Origin of the sequence: Turicibacter bilis, assembly GCF_024499055.1 — a bacterium.
Lineage (GTDB): Bacteria > Bacillota_I > Bacilli_A > MOL361 > Turicibacteraceae > Turicibacter > Turicibacter bilis.
In genome coordinates, this window is record NZ_CP071249.1 from 1967660 (window position 1) to 1988959 (window position 21300).

General features: G+C 36.7%; 21 protein-coding genes and 1 other annotated feature. All 21 genes read left to right on the plus strand.

All coding sequences use genetic code 11. The annotated features are described in order from the left end of the window. The first annotated feature begins 4 nt into the window (after nt 1-4). The 21 genes from J0J69_RS09480 (at nt 5) to rpsS (ending at nt 21297) form a co-directional block, all read left to right on the plus strand. Nucleotides 5-607: a sigma-70 family RNA polymerase sigma factor gene (locus J0J69_RS09480; protein WP_055243052.1), complete on the plus strand. Its 603-nt coding sequence runs from the start codon at nt 5-7 to the stop codon at nt 605-607. Nucleotides 608-678: 71 nt separating this feature from the next. Next, nucleotides 679-828: a 50S ribosomal protein L33 gene (gene rpmG / locus J0J69_RS09485; protein ID WP_081448230.1), complete on the plus strand. Its 150-nt coding sequence runs from the start codon at nt 679-681 to the stop codon at nt 826-828. A gap of 22 nt (nt 829-850) precedes the next feature. Then, the gene (secE, locus tag J0J69_RS09490) at nt 851-1030 is read left to right on the plus strand and encodes a preprotein translocase subunit SecE (protein WP_055243051.1); all 180 of its coding nucleotides are present in this window, start codon (nt 851-853) and stop codon (nt 1028-1030) included. Nucleotides 1031-1042: 12 nt separating this feature from the next. Then, the gene (nusG, locus tag J0J69_RS09495; protein WP_055243049.1) at nt 1043-1579 is read left to right on the plus strand and encodes a transcription termination/antitermination protein NusG; all 537 of its coding nucleotides are present in this window, start codon (nt 1043-1045) and stop codon (nt 1577-1579) included. A 122-nt stretch (nt 1580-1701) separates the two neighbouring features. Next, nucleotides 1702-2127: a 50S ribosomal protein L11 gene (gene rplK / locus J0J69_RS09500; RefSeq protein WP_055243048.1), complete on the plus strand. Its 426-nt coding sequence runs from the start codon at nt 1702-1704 to the stop codon at nt 2125-2127. 79 nt (nt 2128-2206) lie between these two features. Further along, on the plus strand, nt 2207-2902 hold the full coding sequence (gene rplA / locus J0J69_RS09505; protein WP_055243046.1) for a 50S ribosomal protein L1: 696 nt from the start codon (nt 2207-2209) through the stop codon (nt 2900-2902). Between the two features lie 11 nt (nt 2903-2913). Then, nucleotides 2914-3061 (plus strand) — a sequence feature (ribosomal protein L10 leader region). Nucleotides 3062-3085: 24 nt separating this feature from the next. Next, the gene (gene rplJ / locus J0J69_RS09510; RefSeq protein WP_055305253.1) at nt 3086-3649 is read left to right on the plus strand and encodes a 50S ribosomal protein L10; all 564 of its coding nucleotides are present in this window, start codon (nt 3086-3088) and stop codon (nt 3647-3649) included. Between the two features lie 63 nt (nt 3650-3712). After that, the gene (gene rplL / locus J0J69_RS09515) at nt 3713-4078 is read left to right on the plus strand and encodes a 50S ribosomal protein L7/L12 (RefSeq protein ID WP_055243042.1); all 366 of its coding nucleotides are present in this window, start codon (nt 3713-3715) and stop codon (nt 4076-4078) included. 176 nt (nt 4079-4254) lie between these two features. Continuing rightward, nucleotides 4255-4848 carry a class I SAM-dependent methyltransferase gene (locus J0J69_RS09520; RefSeq protein ID WP_055243040.1) on the plus strand — a complete coding sequence of 198 codons (594 nt, stop codon included), beginning with the start codon at nt 4255-4257 and terminating at the stop codon, nt 4846-4848. A 135-nt stretch (nt 4849-4983) separates the two neighbouring features. Next, nucleotides 4984-8514 (plus strand): DNA-directed RNA polymerase subunit beta, encoded by a 3531-nt coding sequence (gene rpoB / locus J0J69_RS09525; RefSeq protein WP_055305251.1) that lies wholly within the window; start codon nt 4984-4986, stop codon nt 8512-8514. Between the two features lie 26 nt (nt 8515-8540). After that, nucleotides 8541-12266, plus strand: a complete 3726-nt coding sequence (rpoC, locus tag J0J69_RS09530) for a DNA-directed RNA polymerase subunit beta' (protein WP_055243036.1) — start codon at nt 8541-8543, stop codon at nt 12264-12266. 198 nt (nt 12267-12464) lie between these two features. Further along, nucleotides 12465-12887, plus strand: coding sequence for a 30S ribosomal protein S12 (gene rpsL / locus J0J69_RS09535; RefSeq protein WP_055243034.1), 423 nt, complete (start codon nt 12465-12467; stop codon nt 12885-12887). Between the two features lie 38 nt (nt 12888-12925). Beyond that, complete coding sequence (gene rpsG / locus J0J69_RS09540) at nt 12926-13396, plus strand: 30S ribosomal protein S7 (RefSeq protein WP_006784426.1); 471 nt, start codon at nt 12926-12928, stop codon at nt 13394-13396. An 80-nt stretch (nt 13397-13476) separates the two neighbouring features. Beyond that, nucleotides 13477-15549 carry an elongation factor G gene (gene fusA / locus J0J69_RS09545; RefSeq protein WP_055275529.1) on the plus strand — a complete coding sequence of 691 codons (2073 nt, stop codon included), beginning with the start codon at nt 13477-13479 and terminating at the stop codon, nt 15547-15549. A 125-nt stretch (nt 15550-15674) separates the two neighbouring features. Beyond that, nucleotides 15675-16859 (plus strand): elongation factor Tu, encoded by a 1185-nt coding sequence (gene tuf, locus J0J69_RS09550; RefSeq protein ID WP_055275531.1) that lies wholly within the window; start codon nt 15675-15677, stop codon nt 16857-16859. 1352 nt (nt 16860-18211) lie between these two features. Next, nucleotides 18212-18520 (plus strand): 30S ribosomal protein S10, encoded by a 309-nt coding sequence (gene rpsJ, locus J0J69_RS09555; protein WP_055243029.1) that lies wholly within the window; start codon nt 18212-18214, stop codon nt 18518-18520. Between the two features lie 26 nt (nt 18521-18546). After that, a complete protein-coding gene (rplC, locus tag J0J69_RS09560; RefSeq protein WP_055243027.1) occupies nt 18547-19176 on the plus strand; it encodes a 50S ribosomal protein L3 in 630 nt (209 codons plus the stop codon). Between the two features lie 29 nt (nt 19177-19205). Then, complete coding sequence (rplD, locus tag J0J69_RS09565) at nt 19206-19829, plus strand: 50S ribosomal protein L4 (RefSeq protein ID WP_055243025.1); 624 nt, start codon at nt 19206-19208, stop codon at nt 19827-19829. Continuing rightward, nucleotides 19829-20113: a 50S ribosomal protein L23 gene (gene rplW / locus J0J69_RS09570; RefSeq protein ID WP_006784432.1), complete on the plus strand. Its 285-nt coding sequence runs from the start codon at nt 19829-19831 to the stop codon at nt 20111-20113. The genes rplD and rplW overlap by 1 nt, the downstream gene beginning before the upstream one ends. 28 nt (nt 20114-20141) lie before the next feature. Then, a complete protein-coding gene (gene rplB / locus J0J69_RS09575; RefSeq protein WP_055275534.1) occupies nt 20142-20972 on the plus strand; it encodes a 50S ribosomal protein L2 in 831 nt (276 codons plus the stop codon). Nucleotides 20973-21018: 46 nt separating this feature from the next. Next, the gene (gene rpsS / locus J0J69_RS09580; protein WP_055243022.1) at nt 21019-21297 is read left to right on the plus strand and encodes a 30S ribosomal protein S19; all 279 of its coding nucleotides are present in this window, start codon (nt 21019-21021) and stop codon (nt 21295-21297) included. Nucleotides 21298-21300 lie beyond the last annotated feature (3 nt).

Sequence of the window (21300 nt, forward strand, 5' to 3'; positions counted from 1 at the left end):
TACGGTGAAGGTTGAATATAATGATTATGAGTTGGTATACTTAGTTCGTGAACAAAATGAAGCAGCTTTAGATATCCTCATCCAGAAATATTCGCCGCTAATTGGAAAAATCGCCTCTTCTTATTATGGAGTTGGATTCGATTACGAGGACTTTTTTCAAGAAGGACGAATGGCATTTATCAAATCGATTTATACATTTGATGAAACATCCATTGCTAGTTTTTATTCTTATTCGATGACATGTGTACGAAATGCGATTACGACTGCATATCGTAAAGCTAAACGAAGCGCTGGTTTAGATTTGTTAACTGATTATAGTGATCCGGTTTTACCAATAGCTTCTGAGGCACAAGTCTATTATTATTTAGATAGAGACCATAACACCTTGAATGAACGTCTACTTCTCGAATTTGCTTTAAGAGAAAAGGGGATTTTATCTGAATTTGAAAAAACGTGTTTGAAATACTATTTATTAGATAATAATTATATTGAGATAGCAACGATTCTGAGTGTGCCCCCTAAAAAAGTAGATAATGCTTTGAGTCGATGCAAAAGTAAGTTAAAAAATTTAAATAAAATAAACTCATCTTCTGGGCAATGTTGCTAGCTTTATTGACAATGATGGTTGTTTTTGATAGAGTAGATGAAGTTAAGATATAAAAATTGTGAGGTCAAATAATGCGCACAAAAGTAATTTTAGCTTGTGACGAATGTTTAAGTCGCAACTATTCAACGGTTAAAAATAAACAAACACACAGCGAGCGTCTTGTAGTTAAAAAATTCTGCAAGCGTTGTGGAAAACATACAATGCATAAGGAAACAAAATAAGAATAGTATAGGGGGCTACATGATGAGTCAGGTAAAAGGGTTTTTTAAAGGTGTGTCTGCTGAATTAAAGAAGATTGCTTGGCCAACAGAAAAAGAGATGAAAACATATACATTACAAGTATTAATCTTCGTAGTTGTATTATCAATCTTCTTCTTTGCTGTTGACTTAGTGATTTCCCAAGTAATGAGTTTACTAGGGTAGGAGGTCATGATAGTGGAAAAACGTTGGTATGTTGTTCAAACGTATGCTGGTTATGAAAATAAAGTAATGACTAACTTATTAAAACGTATTGAAACAATGAATATGCAAGACAAAATCTTCCGAGTATTGATTCCGGAAGAAAAAGAAGTAACAATCAAAGACGGTGTACGTAAAGAAAAGTTAAAGAAAACTTTCCCTGGTTACGTCTTAGTAGAAATGATCGATACAGATGATTCTTGGTACATGGTTCGTAACACACCAGGTGTAACTGGATTCTTAGGATCAAGTGGTAAAGGAACTCGTCCAGTTCCGCTTCCAACAGAAGAAATTATGCCAATTCTTAAGAAGATGGGTGTTACAAGTGTCGAAGTATCATTAGATATCGAAGTTGGACAACAAGTATTGGTTGCAGCTGGTCCATTCTCAGGACAAGTTGGAAAAATCGAATCAATCGACAAAGAACATGGTAAAGTTAGTGTGTTAGTGGATTTATTTGGACGCGAAACACCAGTCGAATTAGATTTCGGACAAATTTGTGAAGTCGAATAAAAAAAAATCTTGCCTAATATAAAAAAAGGTGATAAACTATCGTAGTTGATATGAGATTCATATCAAGTGGGAGGGTGAAACACCCAAATAACCACATCACGGACTTAGAGGAGGTGTGTCGCGTGGCAAAAGCAGTAAAAAGTATTGTTAAATTACAAATTCCTGCAGGAAAAGCAAATCCAGCTCCACCAGTAGGTCCAGCATTAGGACAAGCAGGTGCGAACATTCAAGGATTCTGTCAAGAATTCAATGAACGTACACGTGAACAAATGGGAAGTATTATCCCAGTAGTAATCACAGTTTATGAAGATCGTTCATTTACATTCATTACAAAAACTCCACCAGCATCAGACTTATTAAAGAAAGCTGCTGGAATTCAAAGTGGATCATCTTTACCTCACAAGGAAAAAGTTGCTACTTTAACTAAAGATCAAATTCGTGCTATCGCTGAGCAAAAAATGCCAGACTTAAACGCGAATACAGTAGAAGCTGCAATGCGTATTATTGAAGGTTCTGCAAGACAAATGGGAATCGTTGTAGAAGACTAATCTACCGTTTTAGGTTGTAGATTACAACCTAAATCTGTGGGAGGAGATTCCGTTAACCACAATTTAGGAGGTACTTAGAATGGCTAAAAAAGGTAAAAAATTCATCGAAGCCAAAAAATTAGTTGATTCTACTACTTTATACTCTGTAGAAGAAGCTGTTGAATTAGTTAAGAAAACTAATGTTGCTAAATTTGATGCAACTGTAGATGTAGCTTTCCGTTTAGGAGTTGACCCACGTAAAGCGGATCAACAAATTCGTGGAGCTATGGTATTACCTCACGGAACTGGGAAAGTTCGTTCAGTATTAGTATTCGCTAAAGGTGAAAAAGCTAAAGAAGCTGAAGCGGCTGGAGCAGATTTCGTAGGAGATAGCGATATGATCAACAAAATCCAACAAGGTTGGATGGAGTTCGATGTAGTTGTAGCTACTCCAGATATGATGGCTGAAGTTGGTAAATTAGGACGCGTTTTAGGACCACGTGGTTTAATGCCAAACCCTAAAACTGGTACTGTAACAATGGATGTTACTAAAGCTGTTAATGAAATCAAAGCTGGTAAAGTAGAATACCGCGTTGATAAAGCTGGTAACGTACATGTTCCAATCGGAAAAGTATCTTTCGAAGACCAAAAATTAGTTGAAAACTTCAAAGCTATCTTCGATACTATTTTAAAAGCTAAACCATCTGCAGCTAAAGGAACTTACGTGAAAAACATCGCTGTTTCTTCAACTATGGGACCTGGTATCAAAGTTGCATCTGAATCATTAGAAAAATAATTTTTCTTATTGATAATTGAATAGAATTACCGTAGACAGTAGGGGCCTTTGGCTTAATGATCCTACCGAGGTTTTGGATATATATATTATTTATTTTCATGCCTTAGTTACACCCTTCTGTCCACATTTTAGTGGGTAAAAGGGTTTTTCTACGGACTTAGACGAACATAGGAGGTGTGAATAATGAGCGCTACTGCAATCGAAATGAAATCTCAATTAGTTGCTGAGTATGCAGCGCAATTCAAAGAATCAGCTTCTTTAGTAGTTGTTGATTACCGCGGATTAACTGTTGCTGAAGTAACTGAATTACGTCAACAATTACGTGCTGAAGGTGTTGAATTTAAAGTATTAAAAAACAATATCTCTCGTCGTGCTGTGACTGAAGCTGGATTCGAAGGTTTAGGTGAAGCATTCGTTGGTCCAACTGCTGTTGCATTCTCTAAAGAAGACGTTGTTGCACCTGCACGCGTATTATACAACTTCGCTAAAGAACACCAAGCTTTAGAATTAAAAGCTGGTTTAATCGAAGGATCTGTTGCTTCATTAGAGCAAGTTATGGAATTAGCTAAATTACCAAACCGCGAAGGTTTATTATCTATGTTACTTTCTGTATTACAAGCTCCAATGCGCAATATGGCATGTGTTGTTAAAGCTGTTTCTGAACAAAAAGAAGCTGGTGTTGAAGCACCTGTAGCTGAGGCTGCTGCTGAAACAACTGAAGTGGCTGAAGAAGCTGCTGCTGAATAATTTTTGAAATTTAAACAATTAACCTAAAAGGGAAAAATCCCTAATTTGAAGGAGGAAAATAAAATGGCAAAATTAACTGCTGCTGAAATGATCGAAGCGATCAAAGAAATGTCAGTTTTAGAATTAAACGAATTAGTTAAAGCTATCGAAGAAGAATTTGGTGTAACTGCTGCTGCTCCTGTAGCTGTTGTTGGTGGAGCTGAAGCTGCTGCTGGACCATCTGAAGTAGATGTAATCTTAACAAACGCTGGAGCTAAAAAAATCGGTGTTATCAAAGTAGTTCGTGAAATCACTGGATTAGGATTAAAAGAAGCTAAAGAATTAGTAGACGGAACTCCTGCTCCAATCAAAGAAAAAGTTTCTCCAGAAGAAGCTGAAGAATTAAAAGCTAAATTAGAAGAAGCTGGAGCTACTGTTGAAGTTAAATAATTAACTTTAATATAAGTTTCGCTGAAATATAAATAAAAACCTGAGTGTGTTTATCGCCTCAGGTTTTTATTTCATAAACATATAATGTAATAATTTACTTTAACATGGCAATAATAGAGCATGTAAAAATGTTCATATTCTCTAATTTTTAGGTAAAATCAAAAGGGGTTGTGATCATGCATTATTATACTAACAATGTTAATGCTCGTTCGGACGAAAAGGACTTTGCTTACACACTTAGAGGGCATAAACTCAAATTCACAACAGATATTGGGGTCTTTTCGAAGAGAGATGTTGACTTTGGTTCTAGACTTTTAGTAGAAAGCTTTACTGTTCCAGAAGTAGATGGGAATATTTTAGATGTTGGCTGTGGTTACGGACCTATCGGTTTGAGTTTAGCTAAAAGTTATGTAAATCGAAATATTCATATGGTAGATGTTAATCAACGAGCGTTAGAACTATCAAAAAAGAATGCACAGGATAATGGAATTTCAAATGCAACAATGTATGAAAGCTTTTGCTATGATGGTGTAGAAGGTGAATTCGCGGCTATTTTATCGAATCCTCCAATCCGTGCAGGGAAAAAAGTTGTTCACGCTATTATTGAAGAAGCTAAAGAATATTTGGTTGAGAATGGTGAACTTTGGATAGTAATACAGAAAAAACAAGGCGCTCCATCTGCTAAAGCGAAAATGGAAGAAGTCTATGGGAATTGTGAAGTTGTCGACAAAGATAAAGGATATTTTATATTAAAGTCTATCAGACGTTGACACTATTGAAAAAATTTGATATTATTATAAAATGCCTAATACTGCTTGTATTTTACATGTGCTAAGTCAAATACATTAGGTGTTGAATAAAAAAAACAACAAAAGTTTACATAAACAAACAAAGAGGTGAAACGCGTGGCAGGGAAAATTGTTCAATATGGTAAAAAGAGACAACGTCGTAATTACTCAAGAATTGATGTTGCACTCGAACTCCCTAACTTAATTGAAATTCAAACTGCTTCTTATCAGTGGTTCCTTGATGAAGGTATTCGTGAAATGTTCAAAGACATTTCTCCAATTGAAGACAATAACGGTAATTTAGCGCTTGAATTCGTTGGATATAGCTTAGGAGAACCAAAATATTCTGTTTTAGAAGCTAAAGAACGCGATGCTAACTATGCTGCCCCTTTACGTGTTAAGGTTCGTTTACACATTAAAGACGAAGAAACACACGCAATTAAGGAAGTGAAGGAAAGCGAAGTATACATGGGGGACTTCCCTTTAATGACCCCAACAGGAACATTTGTTATCAATGGTTCTGAACGTGTAATCGTATCACAATTAGTCCGTTCATCAGGTGTTTACTACAATAAAGAGACTGATAAAAAGAGCGGTAAAGAAAAATATGCTGCACAAGTAATTCCTAACCGTGGTGCATGGTTAGAGTATGAACTTGATGCAAAAGACATTGTTTATGTTCGTGTCGATAGAACGCGTAAAATTCCAATTACAGTTTTATTACGTGCATTAGGACTTTCAACAAAAGAACAAATCATCGAAATGTTTGGTGAAAATCAGTATATCTTAAATACGTTAGAAAAAGACCAAACTGTTAACTCTGATGAAGCATTAATGGAAATCTTCCAAAAACTTCGTCAAGGTGAGCATGCTACGATCGATGGTGCTCGAACTTTATTCGTTTCTCGTTTCTTTGATCCTAAACGATACGACTTAGCTCATGTTGGACGTTATAAATTCAACAAAAAATTAAGTGCACAAGAACGTTTATTAAATCAAAAATTAGCTAGTGATATCTTTGATTCAGAGACAGGTGAAGTACTAGTAGAAGAAGGTACAGTAATTACTCGTCGTATCTTTGAAGAAGTATTAGCTGATAAAATTGATCGTTTAAATATTAAAAAAGTCGAATTAGTGAATCCTTTAGAAGAAACACAAACTTATGTTCAAGAATTCGAAGTTTATTCACAACGAGTAAATGAAGGGGATCAAGTTGTAAAAATTATCGGAAATGTAGAAGATGAGTGTAAACACATTACTACTTCAGATATCTTTGCATCTGTAAGTTACTTCTTCAACTTATTAGATTCAGTAGGTTACTTAGATGATATCGATCACTTAGGAAACCGTCGTTTACGTCTAGTAGGTGAATTATTACAAAACCAATTCCGTATCGGGTTATCTCGTATGGAGCGTGTTGTTAAAGAAAGAATGTCAATTCAAGAAAGTGAAGGAATCACACCATCAAGCTTAATTAACATTCGTCCTGTAACAGCTGCAATTAAAGAGTTCTTCGGTAGCTCACAGTTATCACAGTTCATGGATCAAACTAACCCATTATCAGAGTTAACGCACAAACGTCGTTTATCTGCTTTAGGGCCAGGTGGTTTAACACGTGAACGTGCTGGAATGGAAGTACGTGACGTTCACTACTCTCATTACGGTCGTATGTGTCCTATCGAAACGCCTGAGGGACCAAACATCGGGTTAATCAACTCTTTATCATCTTATGCAAAAGTTAACGAATTTGGATTCATTGAGACTCCATATCGTAAAGTTATCCCAGTTATTGATGAAGCAACTGGAGAAACAAAAATGCAAGTAACTGGGGAAATCCGTTATTTAACTGCTGACGAAGAAGATCGTTATGTAGTAGCACAAGCTGGATTAGATTTAGATGCAAATGATTGCTTACCTGAAAAAGTAATTGTTCGTCATCGTGGTGAAAACTTAATCGTTCCTGCTGAACGTGTTGACTTCGTGGACGTATCACCAAAACAGATTGTATCTGTTGCCACAGCATGTATCCCGTTCTTAGAGCACGATGATGCCAACCGTGCATTAATGGGAGCCAACATGCAACGTCAGGCCATTCCTTTATTAATTCCTGAAGCCCCATTCGTTGGTACAGGTATGGAATATGTAGCGGCAAAAGACTCAGGGCAAGCAGTAGTTGCTCACAACAGCGGAACAGTAGAATACGTTGATTCAAAACAAATCCGTGTTCGTCGTGATGCTGATGGAGGATTAGATCGTTATCCATTAATTAAGTTTGTTCGTTCAAACTCAAGTACTGTATTAAACCAACGTCCAATCGTTCGCCTAGGTGATCATATTAATGCTGGTGAAGTATTAGCAGATAGTTCATCAATGGAAAGCGGAGAATTAGCTTTAGGACGTAACGTCGTTGTAGCATTCATGACATGGAACGGATATAACTATGAGGATGCCATCATCATGAGTGAACGCTTAGTAAAAGATGATGTGTATACATCAATTCACATTGAAGAATATGAATTAGAAGCTCGTGACACTAAGTTAGGCCCAGAAGAAATTACACGTGATATCCCAGGTGTTGGGGAAGACGCTCTTAAAAACTTAGATGAGCGTGGAATTATCCGTATCGGTGCTGAAGTTAAAGAAGATGACATCTTAGTAGGTAAAGTAACTGCTAAAGGTCAGACTGAATTAACTGCAGAAGAACGTTTATTACATGCTATCTTCGGTGAGAAAGCACGTGAAGTTCGTGATACATCATTACGTGTACCACACGGTGGAGACGGAATTGTGCATGACGTTAAATACTTCTCTCGTCGTAACGGTGATGACTTATCACCAGGTGTAAACGAAGTAATTCGTATTTACATTGTTCAAAAACGTAAAATCTCTGAGGGAGATAAAATGGCCGGACGCCATGGTAATAAAGGGGTTATCTCTAAAATCTTACCTCAAGAAGATATGCCATATATGCCAGATGGAACACCAGTGGATATCATGTTAAACCCATTAGGGGTACCATCACGTATGAACATCGGTCAGATCTTAGAAATTCACTTAGGTATGGCTGCTAAAAAATTAGGAATTCACGTTGCAACTCCAGTATTCGATGGTGTTAAAACTGAAGACTTAGAAGCAATCATCGCAGAAGCTGGTATGGACCCAGATGCGAAGACTGTATTATATGATGGACGTACAGGTGAAAAATTCGATAACCGAATTTCAGTTGGGGTTATGTATATGATTAAACTTGCCCACATGGTTGATGACAAATTACATGCCCGTTCAATTGGACCTTACTCATTAGTAACTCAACAGCCGCTTGGAGGTAAAGCTCAATTCGGTGGACAACGTTTCGGTGAGATGGAGGTATGGGCACTTGAAGCATACGGTGCGGCATACACATTACAAGAAATCTTAACAGTTAAGTCAGATGATATCACAGGACGTGTTAAAACATACGAAGCTATCGTACGTGGAGAAAATGTTCCTGAACCAGGTATCCCTGAATCATTCCGAGTATTAGTTAAAGAGTTACAATCATTAGGTATGGATGTTAAAATCTTATCTGATGACAAAGATGAAATTGAAATCCGCGATCTTGAGAATGTAAAAACTCATCAAATCGTTGTTCCAGAAACAGTTGAATAATAATTAGACGCAAGGAGGGAATCGCCTTGGTAGATGTTAACAAGTTTAAGTATATGAAGATCGGTTTAGCATCTTCAGATACAATCCGTAAATGGTCTTATGGTGAAGTTAAAAAATCTGAGACAATCAACTATCGTACATTAAAACCTGAAAAAGATGGATTATTCTGTGAGCGTATCTTCGGTCCACAAAAAGACTGTGAGTGTGCTTGTGGTAAATATAAACGTATTCGCCACGAAGGGATCGTTTGTGATCGCTGTGGTGTAGAAGTAACAGTAGCAAAAGTTCGTCGTGAACGTATGGGTCACATCGAACTTGCTGCACCTGTTGCACATATTTGGTATGTAAAAGGTATTCCAAGCCGCATGGGACTATTATTAAATATGTCTCCTCGTGAGCTTGAAGAAGTTATCTACTTTGTAAACTATGTTGTAATTGACCCAGGTAAAACTGATTTAATTAAACAAAAAGTATTAACTGAAAAAGAATATCGTGAAGCATATGAAAAATGGGGGAATGCATTCCAAGTAGGTATGGGTGCTGAAGCCATTAAAAAGTTATTAGAATCATTAGATTTAGATAAATTAGCGAAAGAATTACGTTCTGAATTAAAAATTGCACAAGGTCAAAAACGTGGGAAAGTTATCAAACGTTTAGAAGTTGTGGAATCATTCCGTAATTCAGGAAACCGTCCTGATTGGATGATCTTAGACGTATTACCGGTAATTCCACCAGAATTACGTCCAATGGTTCAATTAGATGGTGGACGTTTTGCAACATCTGACTTAAATGACTTATATCGTCGTGTTATTAACCGTAATAACCGTTTAATTCGTTATTTAGAAATCGGTGCGCCTAATATTATCATTAACAATGAGAAACGTATGATTCAAGAAGCAGTAGATGCTTTAATTGATAATGGTCGTCGTGGACGTCCAGTTACCGGTCCAGGAAACCGTCCATTAAAATCACTTTCTCACATGTTAAAAGGTAAACAAGGTCGTTTCCGTCAAAACTTATTAGGTAAACGTGTTGACTACTCTGGACGTTCTGTAATCGTAGTAGGACCAGACTTAAAGATGTATCAATGTGGATTACCAAAAGAAATGGCTCTTGAGTTATTCAAACCATTCGTTATGAAAGAATTAGTAGAACGTGATTTAGCACAAAATATTAAGAGTGCTAAGAAAATGATTGAGCGCATGGATGATGCATTATGGGACGTTGTAGAAGACGTAATTCGTGAGCATCCAGTATTATTAAACCGTGCCCCAACATTACACCGTTTAGGTATCCAAGCGTTCGAACCTAAAATTGTAGAAGGACGCGCAATTCGTCTTCACCCTCTTGTAACGACAGCATTCAATGCCGACTTCGATGGTGACCAGATGGCGGTTCACGTTCCTTTATCTCAAGAAGCACAAGCTGAAGCTCGTTTATTAATGCTTGCTGCAAACAACATCTTAAACCCGAAAGATGGTAAACCAGTCGTTACTCCATCTCAGGATATGGTATTAGGAAACTACTACTTAACGATGGAGGAAGCAGGAGCAATTGGTGAAGGTAATATCTATAAAGATACAAATGAATTAATGATGGCTTATGCAAACGGATATGTAACATTACACTCTCGTATTGCATTAGATGCTAAAGCATTAAATAACATGACTTTCACTGAAGAGCAAAATAGCAAATATATCATCACAACTTTAGGAAAAGTTATCTTCAATGGTATTTTACCTAAAACATTCCCTTACTTAAATGAGCCAACAATGACGAACTTACAAGGTGCTACACCAACTAAGTACTTCGTTGAAAAGGGAACAGATATTAAAGCACACTTAGCGGATGTTAAAATTGTTTCTCCATTCAAGAAAAAATTCTTAGGAGATATCATTTCTGAAGTATTCCGTATTTATAAAACAACTGAAACATCACGTATGTTAGACCGCTTAAAAGACTTAGGATTTAAGTATTCTACTGTTGCCGGAATTTCTGTAGGGGTTGCTGACGTAGTCGTATCTTCTAAGAAAAAGGATTTATTAAAACAAGGTGACGATAAAGTTGCTCAAATCCAAGAGTTCTATAACCGTGGTTTATTAACTGATGATGAGCGTTATCGTTTAGTTATCGATGTTTGGGCGAAAGTAAAAGATGAAATTCAACACGTATTAATGAATGAGTTACCTGCTGATAACCACATTTACATGATGAGTGATTCAGGAGCCCGTGGTAATGCATCGAACTTTACGCAGTTAGCCGGTATGCGTGGATTAATGGCCAACCCATCTGGTAAAACAATTGAGTTACCAATCAAATCTTCATTCCGTGAAGGTTTAACAGTAACTGAGTTCTTCATCTCTACCCATGGTGCCCGTAAAGGATTAGCCGATACAGCCTTAAAAACAGCCGATTCAGGTTACTTAACTCGTCGTTTAGTAGACGTAGCACAAGATGTAATCGTTCGTGAAGATGACTGTGGTACAGATAAAGGACAATATATCACTGAATTAAAACAACGTGGTCAAACAGTAGAAACATTATTTGATCGTATCGTTGGACGTTATACAGCAAAACCTATCTATCATCCGGTAACAAAAGAAAAGATTGCAGAACGCAATGTATATATTACAGATGAATTAGGTAAAGCTATCATCGATGCTGGTATTGAAGGAGTAGATATCCGTACTATTTACTCATGTAATGCTCAAAAAGGTGTATGTAAAAAATGTTATGGTCAAAACTTAGCAACTGGTAAAGAGGTTGAAGTTGGGGAAGCTGTTGGTATCATGGCTGCTCAATCAATCGGTGAGCCAGGTACTCAGTTAACGATGCGTACATTCCATACAGGTGGGGTAGCCGGAGCCGATATTACACAAGGTTTACCTCGTATCCAAGAGTTATTCGAAGCGCGTAATCCAAAAGGACGTGCAATCATTGCTGAAATCGATGGTGTAATTACTACAATTAAGGCAAATACTAAAAACCGTTATGAAATTACATTAACAAATAAATTAGAAAGCCGTAACTACTTATTACCTTACGGGGTACAACCATTAGTAGCTGAAGGTGATGAAGTATTAGCTGGAGACATGTTAACTGAAGGGTCAATCGATCCTAAAGAATTATTACGTGTTAAAGATGTTGCCGCTGTACAAGCATACATCTTAAAAGAAGTACAAAATGTATACCGTGCACAAGGGGTAGAATTATCAGATAAGCATATTGAGATCATGGTTCATCAAATGATGAAAAAAGTTAAAGTTATCGACGGTGGAGATACTGACATTTTACCAGGATCATTAATTGATATGACTCATTATACGCGTGTAAATGCTGCTGCAATCATGCGTGGGAAACGCCCTGCAGTAGGTATTCCAACAATCTTAGGTATCACAAAAGCATCTCTTGAAACAGAATCATTCTTATCTGCTGCATCATTCCAGGAAACAACTCGCGTTCTTACAGATGCTGCAATCAAAGGTAAAGTGGATGAATTAATCGGATTAAAAGAAAATGTTATCATTGGTAAGTTAATCCCAGCCGGAACAGGTGTTTTAAGAGAAGATCATATTCAACCGGTACATAAGATTGAAGATGAAGTTGAAGAGGATATTTTACCATTCGATTTAACTTCGGATTCAAAAGTATCAAATGATTTAGTAAATCTTTCATTAGAAGACGATTTAGATGAATTAGATATCGAATTAGATTTCGATGAAACTGATTTTTTAGACGCTGAAGATGAATAAGATATCAAAAAAAGCCAATAATACTGTTGAAAAATATTAAAAACTTTTTTGAACTGTTGACATTATTCTAAAAAAATGTTAGATTAATAAAGGCTTTTAAAAAAACAAAGTGAGTTTTGCTTTCGGGCAAAGCTTACTTTTTCTAACTAAAATGAACCACCTGGATAAGTGGACTAAGTTTATGAGAGGAGGACTAATATGCCAACTATTAACCAATTAGTTCGTAAAGGACGTCAAAGTAAAGAAACAAAATCTAAATCTCGTCATTTAAATGTAGGGTACAATAGTTTAAAGAAAGAACAAACTAACTTATACTCTCCACAAAAACGTGGGGTATGTACTCGTGTTGCTACAATGACACCTAAAAAACCAAACTCGGCTTTACGTAAATATGCCCGTGTACGTTTAACAAATGGTTTAGAAGTAACAGCATACATTCCTGGTATTGGACACAAATTACAAGAGCACAGCGTTGTTTTAATTCGCGGTGGACGTGTAAAAGACTTACCAGGGGTACGTTATCATATCGTTCGTGGTACTTTAGATGCTACAGGTGTAGATGGACGTATGCAAGGTCGTTCTAAATACGGAACAAAAAAACCAAAAGCAGCTAAAAAATAATCTAACTTTTTTCGATAAAATGGAAGGGAGGCTAAATTATGCCACGTAAAGGACATGTAGCAAAACGCGACGTTTTGCCAGATCCAATTTATAACTCTAAATTAGTATCTCGTTTAATCAACAACATCATGCAAGATGGTAAAAAAGGTACTGCACAAACTATTTTATATAATGCATTCGATATCATTGCTGAGAAAACTGGTCGTGAACCAATGGAAGTATTCGAAGAAGCTATCGAAAACATCATGCCTGTATTAGAGGTTAAAGCTCGCCGTATCGGTGGGGCAAACTACCAAGTACCAGTAGAGGTTCGTCCTGAGCGCCGAATCACTTTAGGATTACGCTGGTTAGTTCAATACTCTCGCTCTCGCGGAGAAAAAACTATGGAGCAACGCTTAGCTAACGAAATTATCGATGCAGCTAACAACACAGGTGCATCTGTTAAGAAACGTGAGGATACTCACAAAATGGCTGAAGCTAACAAAGCATTCGCTCATTACCGTTGGTAATATTTTAAATAACTTTAGGATTACTGGATTTCTAGTAATCCTAAAAGTTTAGTATTTCACTATGAGAGGAGTAACGGAACATGGCAAGAGAATTCTCTTTAAATCACACTCGTAACATCGGTATCATGGCACACATCGATGCTGGTAAAACGACAACTACAGAACGTATCTTATACTACACTGGTCGTATCCACAAAATCGGAGAAACTCACGATGGTGCTTCTCAAATGGACTGGATGGCTCAAGAGCAAGAGCGTGGTATCACAATCACTTCAGCTGCAACAACAGCTGCTTGGAATGGTCACCGTGTAAACATCATCGATACACCAGGTCACGTAGACTTCACAGTAGAAGTTGAACGTTCATTACGTGTATTAGATGGTGCGGTAGCAGTATTAGATGCGCAATCAGGAGTTGAGCCTCAAACTGAAACAGTTTGGCGCCAAGCTACTACTTACGGAGTTCCACGTATTGTATTCGTAAATAAAATGGATAAAACAGGTGCAGATTTCTTATACTCTGTAAAAACATTACATGATCGTTTAGGAGCTAACGCTCTTCCAATTCAATTACCAATCGGTGCTGAAGATGATTTCGAAGGTATCATTGACTTAGTTGAAATGAAACAATACATGTATACAAATGACTTAGGAACTGACATCCAAGTTGGAGAAATCGATGCAGCTCACTTAGAAGATGCAGAAATGTATCGTGATCAATTAATCGAAGCAGTATCTAACTTAGATGAAGAGTTAATGATGAAATACTTAGAAGGTGAAGAAATTTCAATCGAAGAATTAAAAGCTGCGATCCGTCGTGCTACAATCAACGTTGAATTATTCCCAGTATTATGTGGATCAGCCTTCAAAAACAAAGGTGTTCAGTTAATGTTAGATGCTGTAATTGACTACTTACCAGCTCCAACGGATATTCCTGCAATCAAAGGAACATTAGAAGATGGAACTGAAGTTGAGCGTCATGCTTCTGATGAAGAACCATTCGCAGCATTAGCATTCAAAGTTATGACTGACCCATTCGTAGGTAAGTTAACATTCTTCCGTGTTTACTCAGGAACAATCCAATCAGGAACTTACGTATTAAACTCAACTAAAGGTAAACGTGAGCGTGTTGGACGTTTATTACAAATGCACGCTAACAGCCGTCAAGAAATCTCTGAAGTATACGCAGGAGATATCGCTGCAGCTGTAGGTTTAAAAGATACTACAACTGGAGATACTTTATGTGATCCAGATCACGAAGTTATCTTAGAATCAATGGTATTCCCTGAACCAGTTATCTCTTTATCAGTTGAGCCAAAATCAAAAGCAGACCAAGATAAAATGGGTATCGCTTTACAAAAATTAGCTGAAGAGGATCCAACTTTCCGTACTCATACAGACGAAGAAACTGGTGAAACTATCATCTCAGGTATGGGTGAGTTACACTTAGACATCATCGTTGACCGTATGCGTCGTGAATTCAAAGTTGAAGCTAACATTGGTGCTCCTCAAGTAGCTTACCGTGAAACATTCACTCAAGCTGCAGACGTTGAAGGTAAATTCGTACGTCAGTCTGGTGGACGTGGACAATACGGACACGTATGGATCAAATTTGAACCACAAGAACCAGGTGCTGGATACGAGTTCGTGGACGCTGTAGTTGGTGGGGTTGTACCTCGTGAATACATCGGATCTGTAGATGCAGGATTAAAAGATGCATTACAAAATGGACAATTATCAGGATTCCCTGTAGTTGACGTTAAAGCTACATTATTCGATGGTTCTTACCATGATGTCGATTCAAGTGAGATGGCATACAAAATCGCAGCTTCTATGGCATTAAAAAATGCTTATGACAAATGTAAACCAGTTCTTTTAGAACCAGTTATGAAAGTAGAAGTTGTTATCCCAGATGAGTACTTAGGAGACGTAATGGGAGATATCACTTCACGTCGTGGACGCTTAGACGGAATGGAAGCTCGTGGTAACGCGCAAGTTATCCGTGCATATGTTCCATTATCTGAAATGTTCGGATATGCAACTGCATTACGTTCTAACACACAAGGACGCGGAAACTACTCAATGGAAATGGATCACTATGAGCAAGTTCCAAAATCAATCGCTGATGAAGTCATCAAAAAACATCGTGGATAATCGTTGTTAATTGATGTGTTCATATATCCGCTGCTAATAAGAATGTAATACTTGCATTCTTATTAGCGGTATTGTAAAATAAAAATGTTGAATACAAAAAATGTAACTTAGAGGAGGATATTAGCATGGCAAAAGCTAAATTCGAACGTACTAAACCGCATGTTAACATCGGTACAATCGGTCACGTTGACCACGGAAAAACTACATTAACAGCTGCTATCACAACTGTATTATCTAAATCAGGTAAAGCAGAAGCTCGCGCTTACGACCAAATCGATGGTGCTCCAGAAGAGCGTGAACGTGGAATCACTATCTCAACTGCACACGTTGAGTACGAAACTGACAACCGTCACTACGCACACGTTGACTGCCCAGGACATGCTGACTACGTTAAAAACATGATCACTGGTGCTGCTCAAATGGACGGTGGTATCTTAGTAGTATCTGCTGCTGATGGACCAATGCCACAAACTCGTGAGCACATCTTATTATCTCGCCAAGTTGGTGTACCTCGTTTAGTTGTTTTCTTAAACAAATGTGACATGGTAGACGACGAAGAATTATTAGAATTAGTTGAAATGGAAGTTCGTGACTTATTATCTGAGTACGATTTCCCAGGTGATGAAGTTCCAGTAATCCACGGATCTGCATTATTAGCATTACAAGGACAACCTGAATGGGAAGCAAAAATCAACGAATTAATGGCTGCTGTAGATGAGTACATCCCAACTCCAGCTCGTCAAACTGATTTACCATTCTTAATGCCAGTAGAGGACGTATTCTCAATCACTGGACGTGGTACTGTAGCAACTGGACGCGTTGAGCGTGGGGTTGTTAAAGTTGGTGACGTTGTTGAAATCATCGGTTACCATGAAACAAAATCAACTACTGTAACAGGTGTTGAAATGTTCCGTAAATTATTAGACCAAGCTGAAGCTGGAGATAACATCGGAGCTTTATTACGTGGTATTTCTCGTGAAGAAATCCAACGTGGACAAGTATTAGCTAAACCAGGATCAGTAAAACCTCATACAAAATTCACTGCTGAGGTTTACGTATTATCTAAAGAAGAAGGTGGACGTCATACTCCATTCTTCGGAAACTACCGTCCTCAATTCTACTTCCGTACAACTGACGTAACTGGAGTTATTCAATTACCAGAAGGTGTAGAAATGGTTATGCCAGGTGACAACGTTGCTATGACTGTAGAATTAATCGCGCCAATCGCTGTTGAAAAAGGAACTAAGTTCTCTATCCGTGAAGGTGGACGTACAGTAGGTGCTGGTTCAGTAGTAGACATCATCGAATAATCGATATTCTAATATTTGAATCTTTTTGTCCTAGAGATATATTCTCTAGGACTTTTTTATTTTTAAATATATGTTATCCTTGCTCTCTGTAGTGCTTAATAGAATAAAATCATTATATAAGTTAACCATAATAATGTTATTAATATTGTATATGGAAGACATTAGTGGAGTTATAAAAAATATTAATAAGATATAGTTTTAGTATTTTTATGTAGTTGGTTGGTATAATCAATTAACGATAAATAGATTTATTGATATAAAAAATAATTATATATTTAAATTATTCACTCCTGGATTTTAAATGTTTAGGTGTAATGTAAAACAAATTAATTATAAATATACTAAATATGAAGTAATTATTTCCTATTTTGCAATAACGGTTTGTGAACACTAATTGGCAATGAGTTAAACGATTTTCTTATTGCTTCAGTTAATGAGGCTAATATTACAATAGAGGAAGTTAAACATATGTAGAAATAAATAATATATCTATAAGAGTAAAATCAAACTTTATTAGAGAATTTAACAATCTAAAACCTATAGGTTCACTTCTTCTTTAGGGAAAGATTATGATCGTTTTTTATAATTAGTGATGGAGTACATTATTTTTGACTACTATCAGGAGATATGTCTATCACTAAGGAGGGAATAACTCCTATAGATAATGTATTCATCAGAAACAAAGTCATTCTAATGATGCGAGTTTATCAATCATTTTATCTTTAAGAATATAAGACTGAATAGTGTTGTGAGATTTTATGTATTCCTAGAAATACGTATTATTAAGTAAAGTCTTAAATAATACTTAGTATCTCAAAATCCAAAGAAGAGCTATGGCTCCACAATGATTTAGAATATACAAGACTTTAATGACTTAAGGACGACATTAAAAAATGTTTTAGATAATAATATTATCTTTAGGATAATAAATGTATTAAACATAACTAAAATGTTATTCATAAATATTCAATAATTAATTATTTTAAAATCAATAATAGCTACATTTCTAAAAATTTAGTTGGATAGTAGTCTAGTGTTAAATTTTATTTTTAAATAAAATACAATATTTACTTGTCATAAATGTTTGATTGTTCGTTTAAGATATGTTAAATTTGTTTATGTAAATTAGTCCGAAAACTGCGAAGAGATGAGTCACTGTCGAAATATACATCAATGAATAAAAAATAAAAAAATATTTGATTTATTTAGTTTTTTCATGTATAATAGATATGTTGACTTGAGCGTTGAAGCGAAAGGTTGCTGACACACCCGGCCGATTTGCCATGGCAATGTGGCAGGTAATTTTCGTGGAGCTAGTCTATTCCTAAAAATAGGCGAAGGGAGGAAATAAAATGGCAAAACAAAAAATCAGAATCCGTTTAAAAGCTTATGATCACAGAATTTTAGATCAATCTGCAGAAAAAATCGTTGAAAGTGCTAAGAAAACAGGAGCTAAAGTGGCAGGACCAATCCCACTTCCAACTGAAAAGCAAGTTTACACGATCTTACGTGCGGTACATAAATACAAAGATTCTCGTGAGCAATTTGAAATGCGCACTCACAAACGTCTGATTGACATTGTTGAACCAACTGCTCAAACTGTTGATTCATTAATGCGCTTAGATTTACCATCTGGTGTAGACATCGAAATCAAATTATAATATATACGAAATAGGAGGTGTAACTCATGGCCAAAGGAATCTTAGGTAGAAAAATTGGTATGACTCAAATTTTCACTGAAGAAGGGAAATTAATTCCTGTAACTGTTGTGCAAGCAACACCTAACGTTGTTTTACAAGTTAAAACAAACGAAACTGATGGATACGAAGCTATCCAAGTTGGATTTGAAAATAAACGCGAAAAATTAGCTAACAAACCTGAAATGGGACACGTTGCTAAAGCTGAAACAGCGCCTAAGCGCTTCGTTCGTGAATTCCGTAACGTAAATGTAGCGGAATATCAAGTTGGTCAAGAGATCAAAGTTGACACTTTTGCTGAAGGAGAAGTTGTTGACGTAACTGGTAAGACTAAAGGTAAAGGATTCCAAGGTGTTATTAAACGTCATGGACAATCTCGTGGACCTATGGCTCACGGTTCTCGTTACCATCGTCGTCCAGGTTCAATGGGATCGATTGCTGCTAACCGCGTTTTAAAAGGTAAAAAATTACCTGGACAAACTGGTGGAAACATCGTAACTGTTCAAAACCTTGAAGTAGTTAAAGTTGATACAGAACGTAACGTTTTATTAATCAAAGGAAATGTACCAGGAGCTAAAAAATCTTTAGTTATGGTTCGTTCTGCTGTTAAAGCAAAATAGTTTAGTACAGTAGGAAAGGAGGATTCATAATGCCACAAGTAGCATTATATAACCAACAAGGTGCTCAAGTTGGAGAAATCGTGTTAAACGAAACAATCTTCGGTATTGAGCCTCATAAACAAGCAATGTTCGATGCTGTAATTATGCAACGTGCATCAATGCGTCAAGGAACGCACAAAACTAAAACTCGTACTGAGGTACGTGGTGGTGGACGTAAACCTTGGAAACAAAAAGGTACTGGACGTGCTCGTCAAGGATCTATTCGTGCACCTCAATGGCGTGGTGGAGGAATCGTATTCGGACCAGTTCCACGTAGCTATGCATACAAATTAAACAAAAAAGTTCGTCGCTTAGCTTTAAAATCTGCGTTATCAACTAAAGTTGTTGAAAATGAAATCGTAGTTTTAGATGCATTAGCATTCGAAGCTCCAAAAACAAAAGAAATGATCTCTGTTTTAGGTGCTTTAAACATCACATCTAAAGCATTAGTTGTAACTGCTGAAGAAAATACAACAGTTGAATTATCAACTCGTAACATCCCAGGTGTTAAAGTATTATCAGTAGCTCAATTAAATGTATTAGATCTTTTAGATGCAACTAAGTTAGTTATTACTCAAGATGCAGTTAAAAAGATTGAGGAGGTGCTTGCATAATGAAAGATGCTAGAGATATCGTTAAGCGCCCAATTATCACTGAAAAATCTTATGATTTAATGAACGAAGGTAAATTCACTTTCGAAGTTGATAAAAAAGCAAACAAAATCGAAGTTAAACAAGCTTGTGAAGCTTTATTCAATGTAAAAGTTGAGAAAGTAAACATCGTTAACGTTCGTCCTAAAAAACGTCGTGTTGGACGTTATGAAGGATTCAAGCCTTCAATGAAAAAAGCTATCGTAACATTAGCTGAAGGACAAACAATCGAAAAGTTTGAAGTATAATTAATAAGTCGTAAAAGGAGGGAACAAGATGGCTATTAAAAAGTATAAACCTACCACGAATGGTCGTCGTAACATGTCAGTTTTAACATTTGACGAAATTACGACTAATAAACCAGAGAAATCATTATTAGCTCCTTTAAGCAAAAAAGCAGGGCGTAATAATCATGGTCAAATCACAGTACGTCATCACGGTGGTGGACACAAACGTAAATACCGTATCATCGACTTTAAACGTACAAAAGACGGTATTCCAGGACGTGTTGCTACAATCGAATACGATCCAAACCGTTCAGCAAACATCGCATTAATCAACTACGCTGATGGAGAAAAACGATACATTATCGCTCCTAAAGGATTAAAAGTTGGAATGCAAATTGAATCAGGTGCTAATGCGGATATCAAAATTGGTAATGCATTACCAATCATGAACATCCCAGTTGGTACATTAATCCACAACATCGAGTTAAAACCTGGTAAAGGTGGGCAATTAGTACGTTCAGCAGGAACTTCTGCTCAAATCTTAGGGCGTGAAGAGCGTTACGTATTAGTTCGTTTAGCTTCAGGTGAAGTTCGTAAAGTATTAGGAACTTGCCGTGCAACAATCGGTGAAGTTGGTAATGCTGACCACGAATTAGTAAACATCGGTAAAGCAGGTCGTACACGTTGGTTAGGTACTCGTCCAACTGTTCGCGGTTCTGTAATGAACCCTAATGACCATCCACACGGTGGTGGGGAAGGACGTACTCCAATCGGACGTAAATCTCCAGTTACACCATGGGGTAAACCAGCTCTTGGTTTAAAAACTCGTAACAAGAAAAAAGCATCAAGTAAATTAATTGTTCGCGGACGCAACAAATAATAAAGATATATGCTAAATGTAAATGTTCGAAAGGAGGAAATTTAGAATGGGACGTAGTTTAAAAAAGGGACCTTTCTGTGACGATCATTTAATGAAAAAAGTTGTAGCTGCTAACGAAAGCGGAGACAAAAAAATCATTCAAACTTGGTCACGTCGTTCAACAATTTTCCCACAGTTTGTAGGACATACAATTGCTGTTTATGATGGACGCAAGCATGTTCCTGTATATGTTACTGAAGATATGGTAGGACACAAATTAGGTGAATTCGCGCCAACTCGTACTTATAAAGGACACATCAAAGAAGACAAAAAAACTAGACGTTAATAT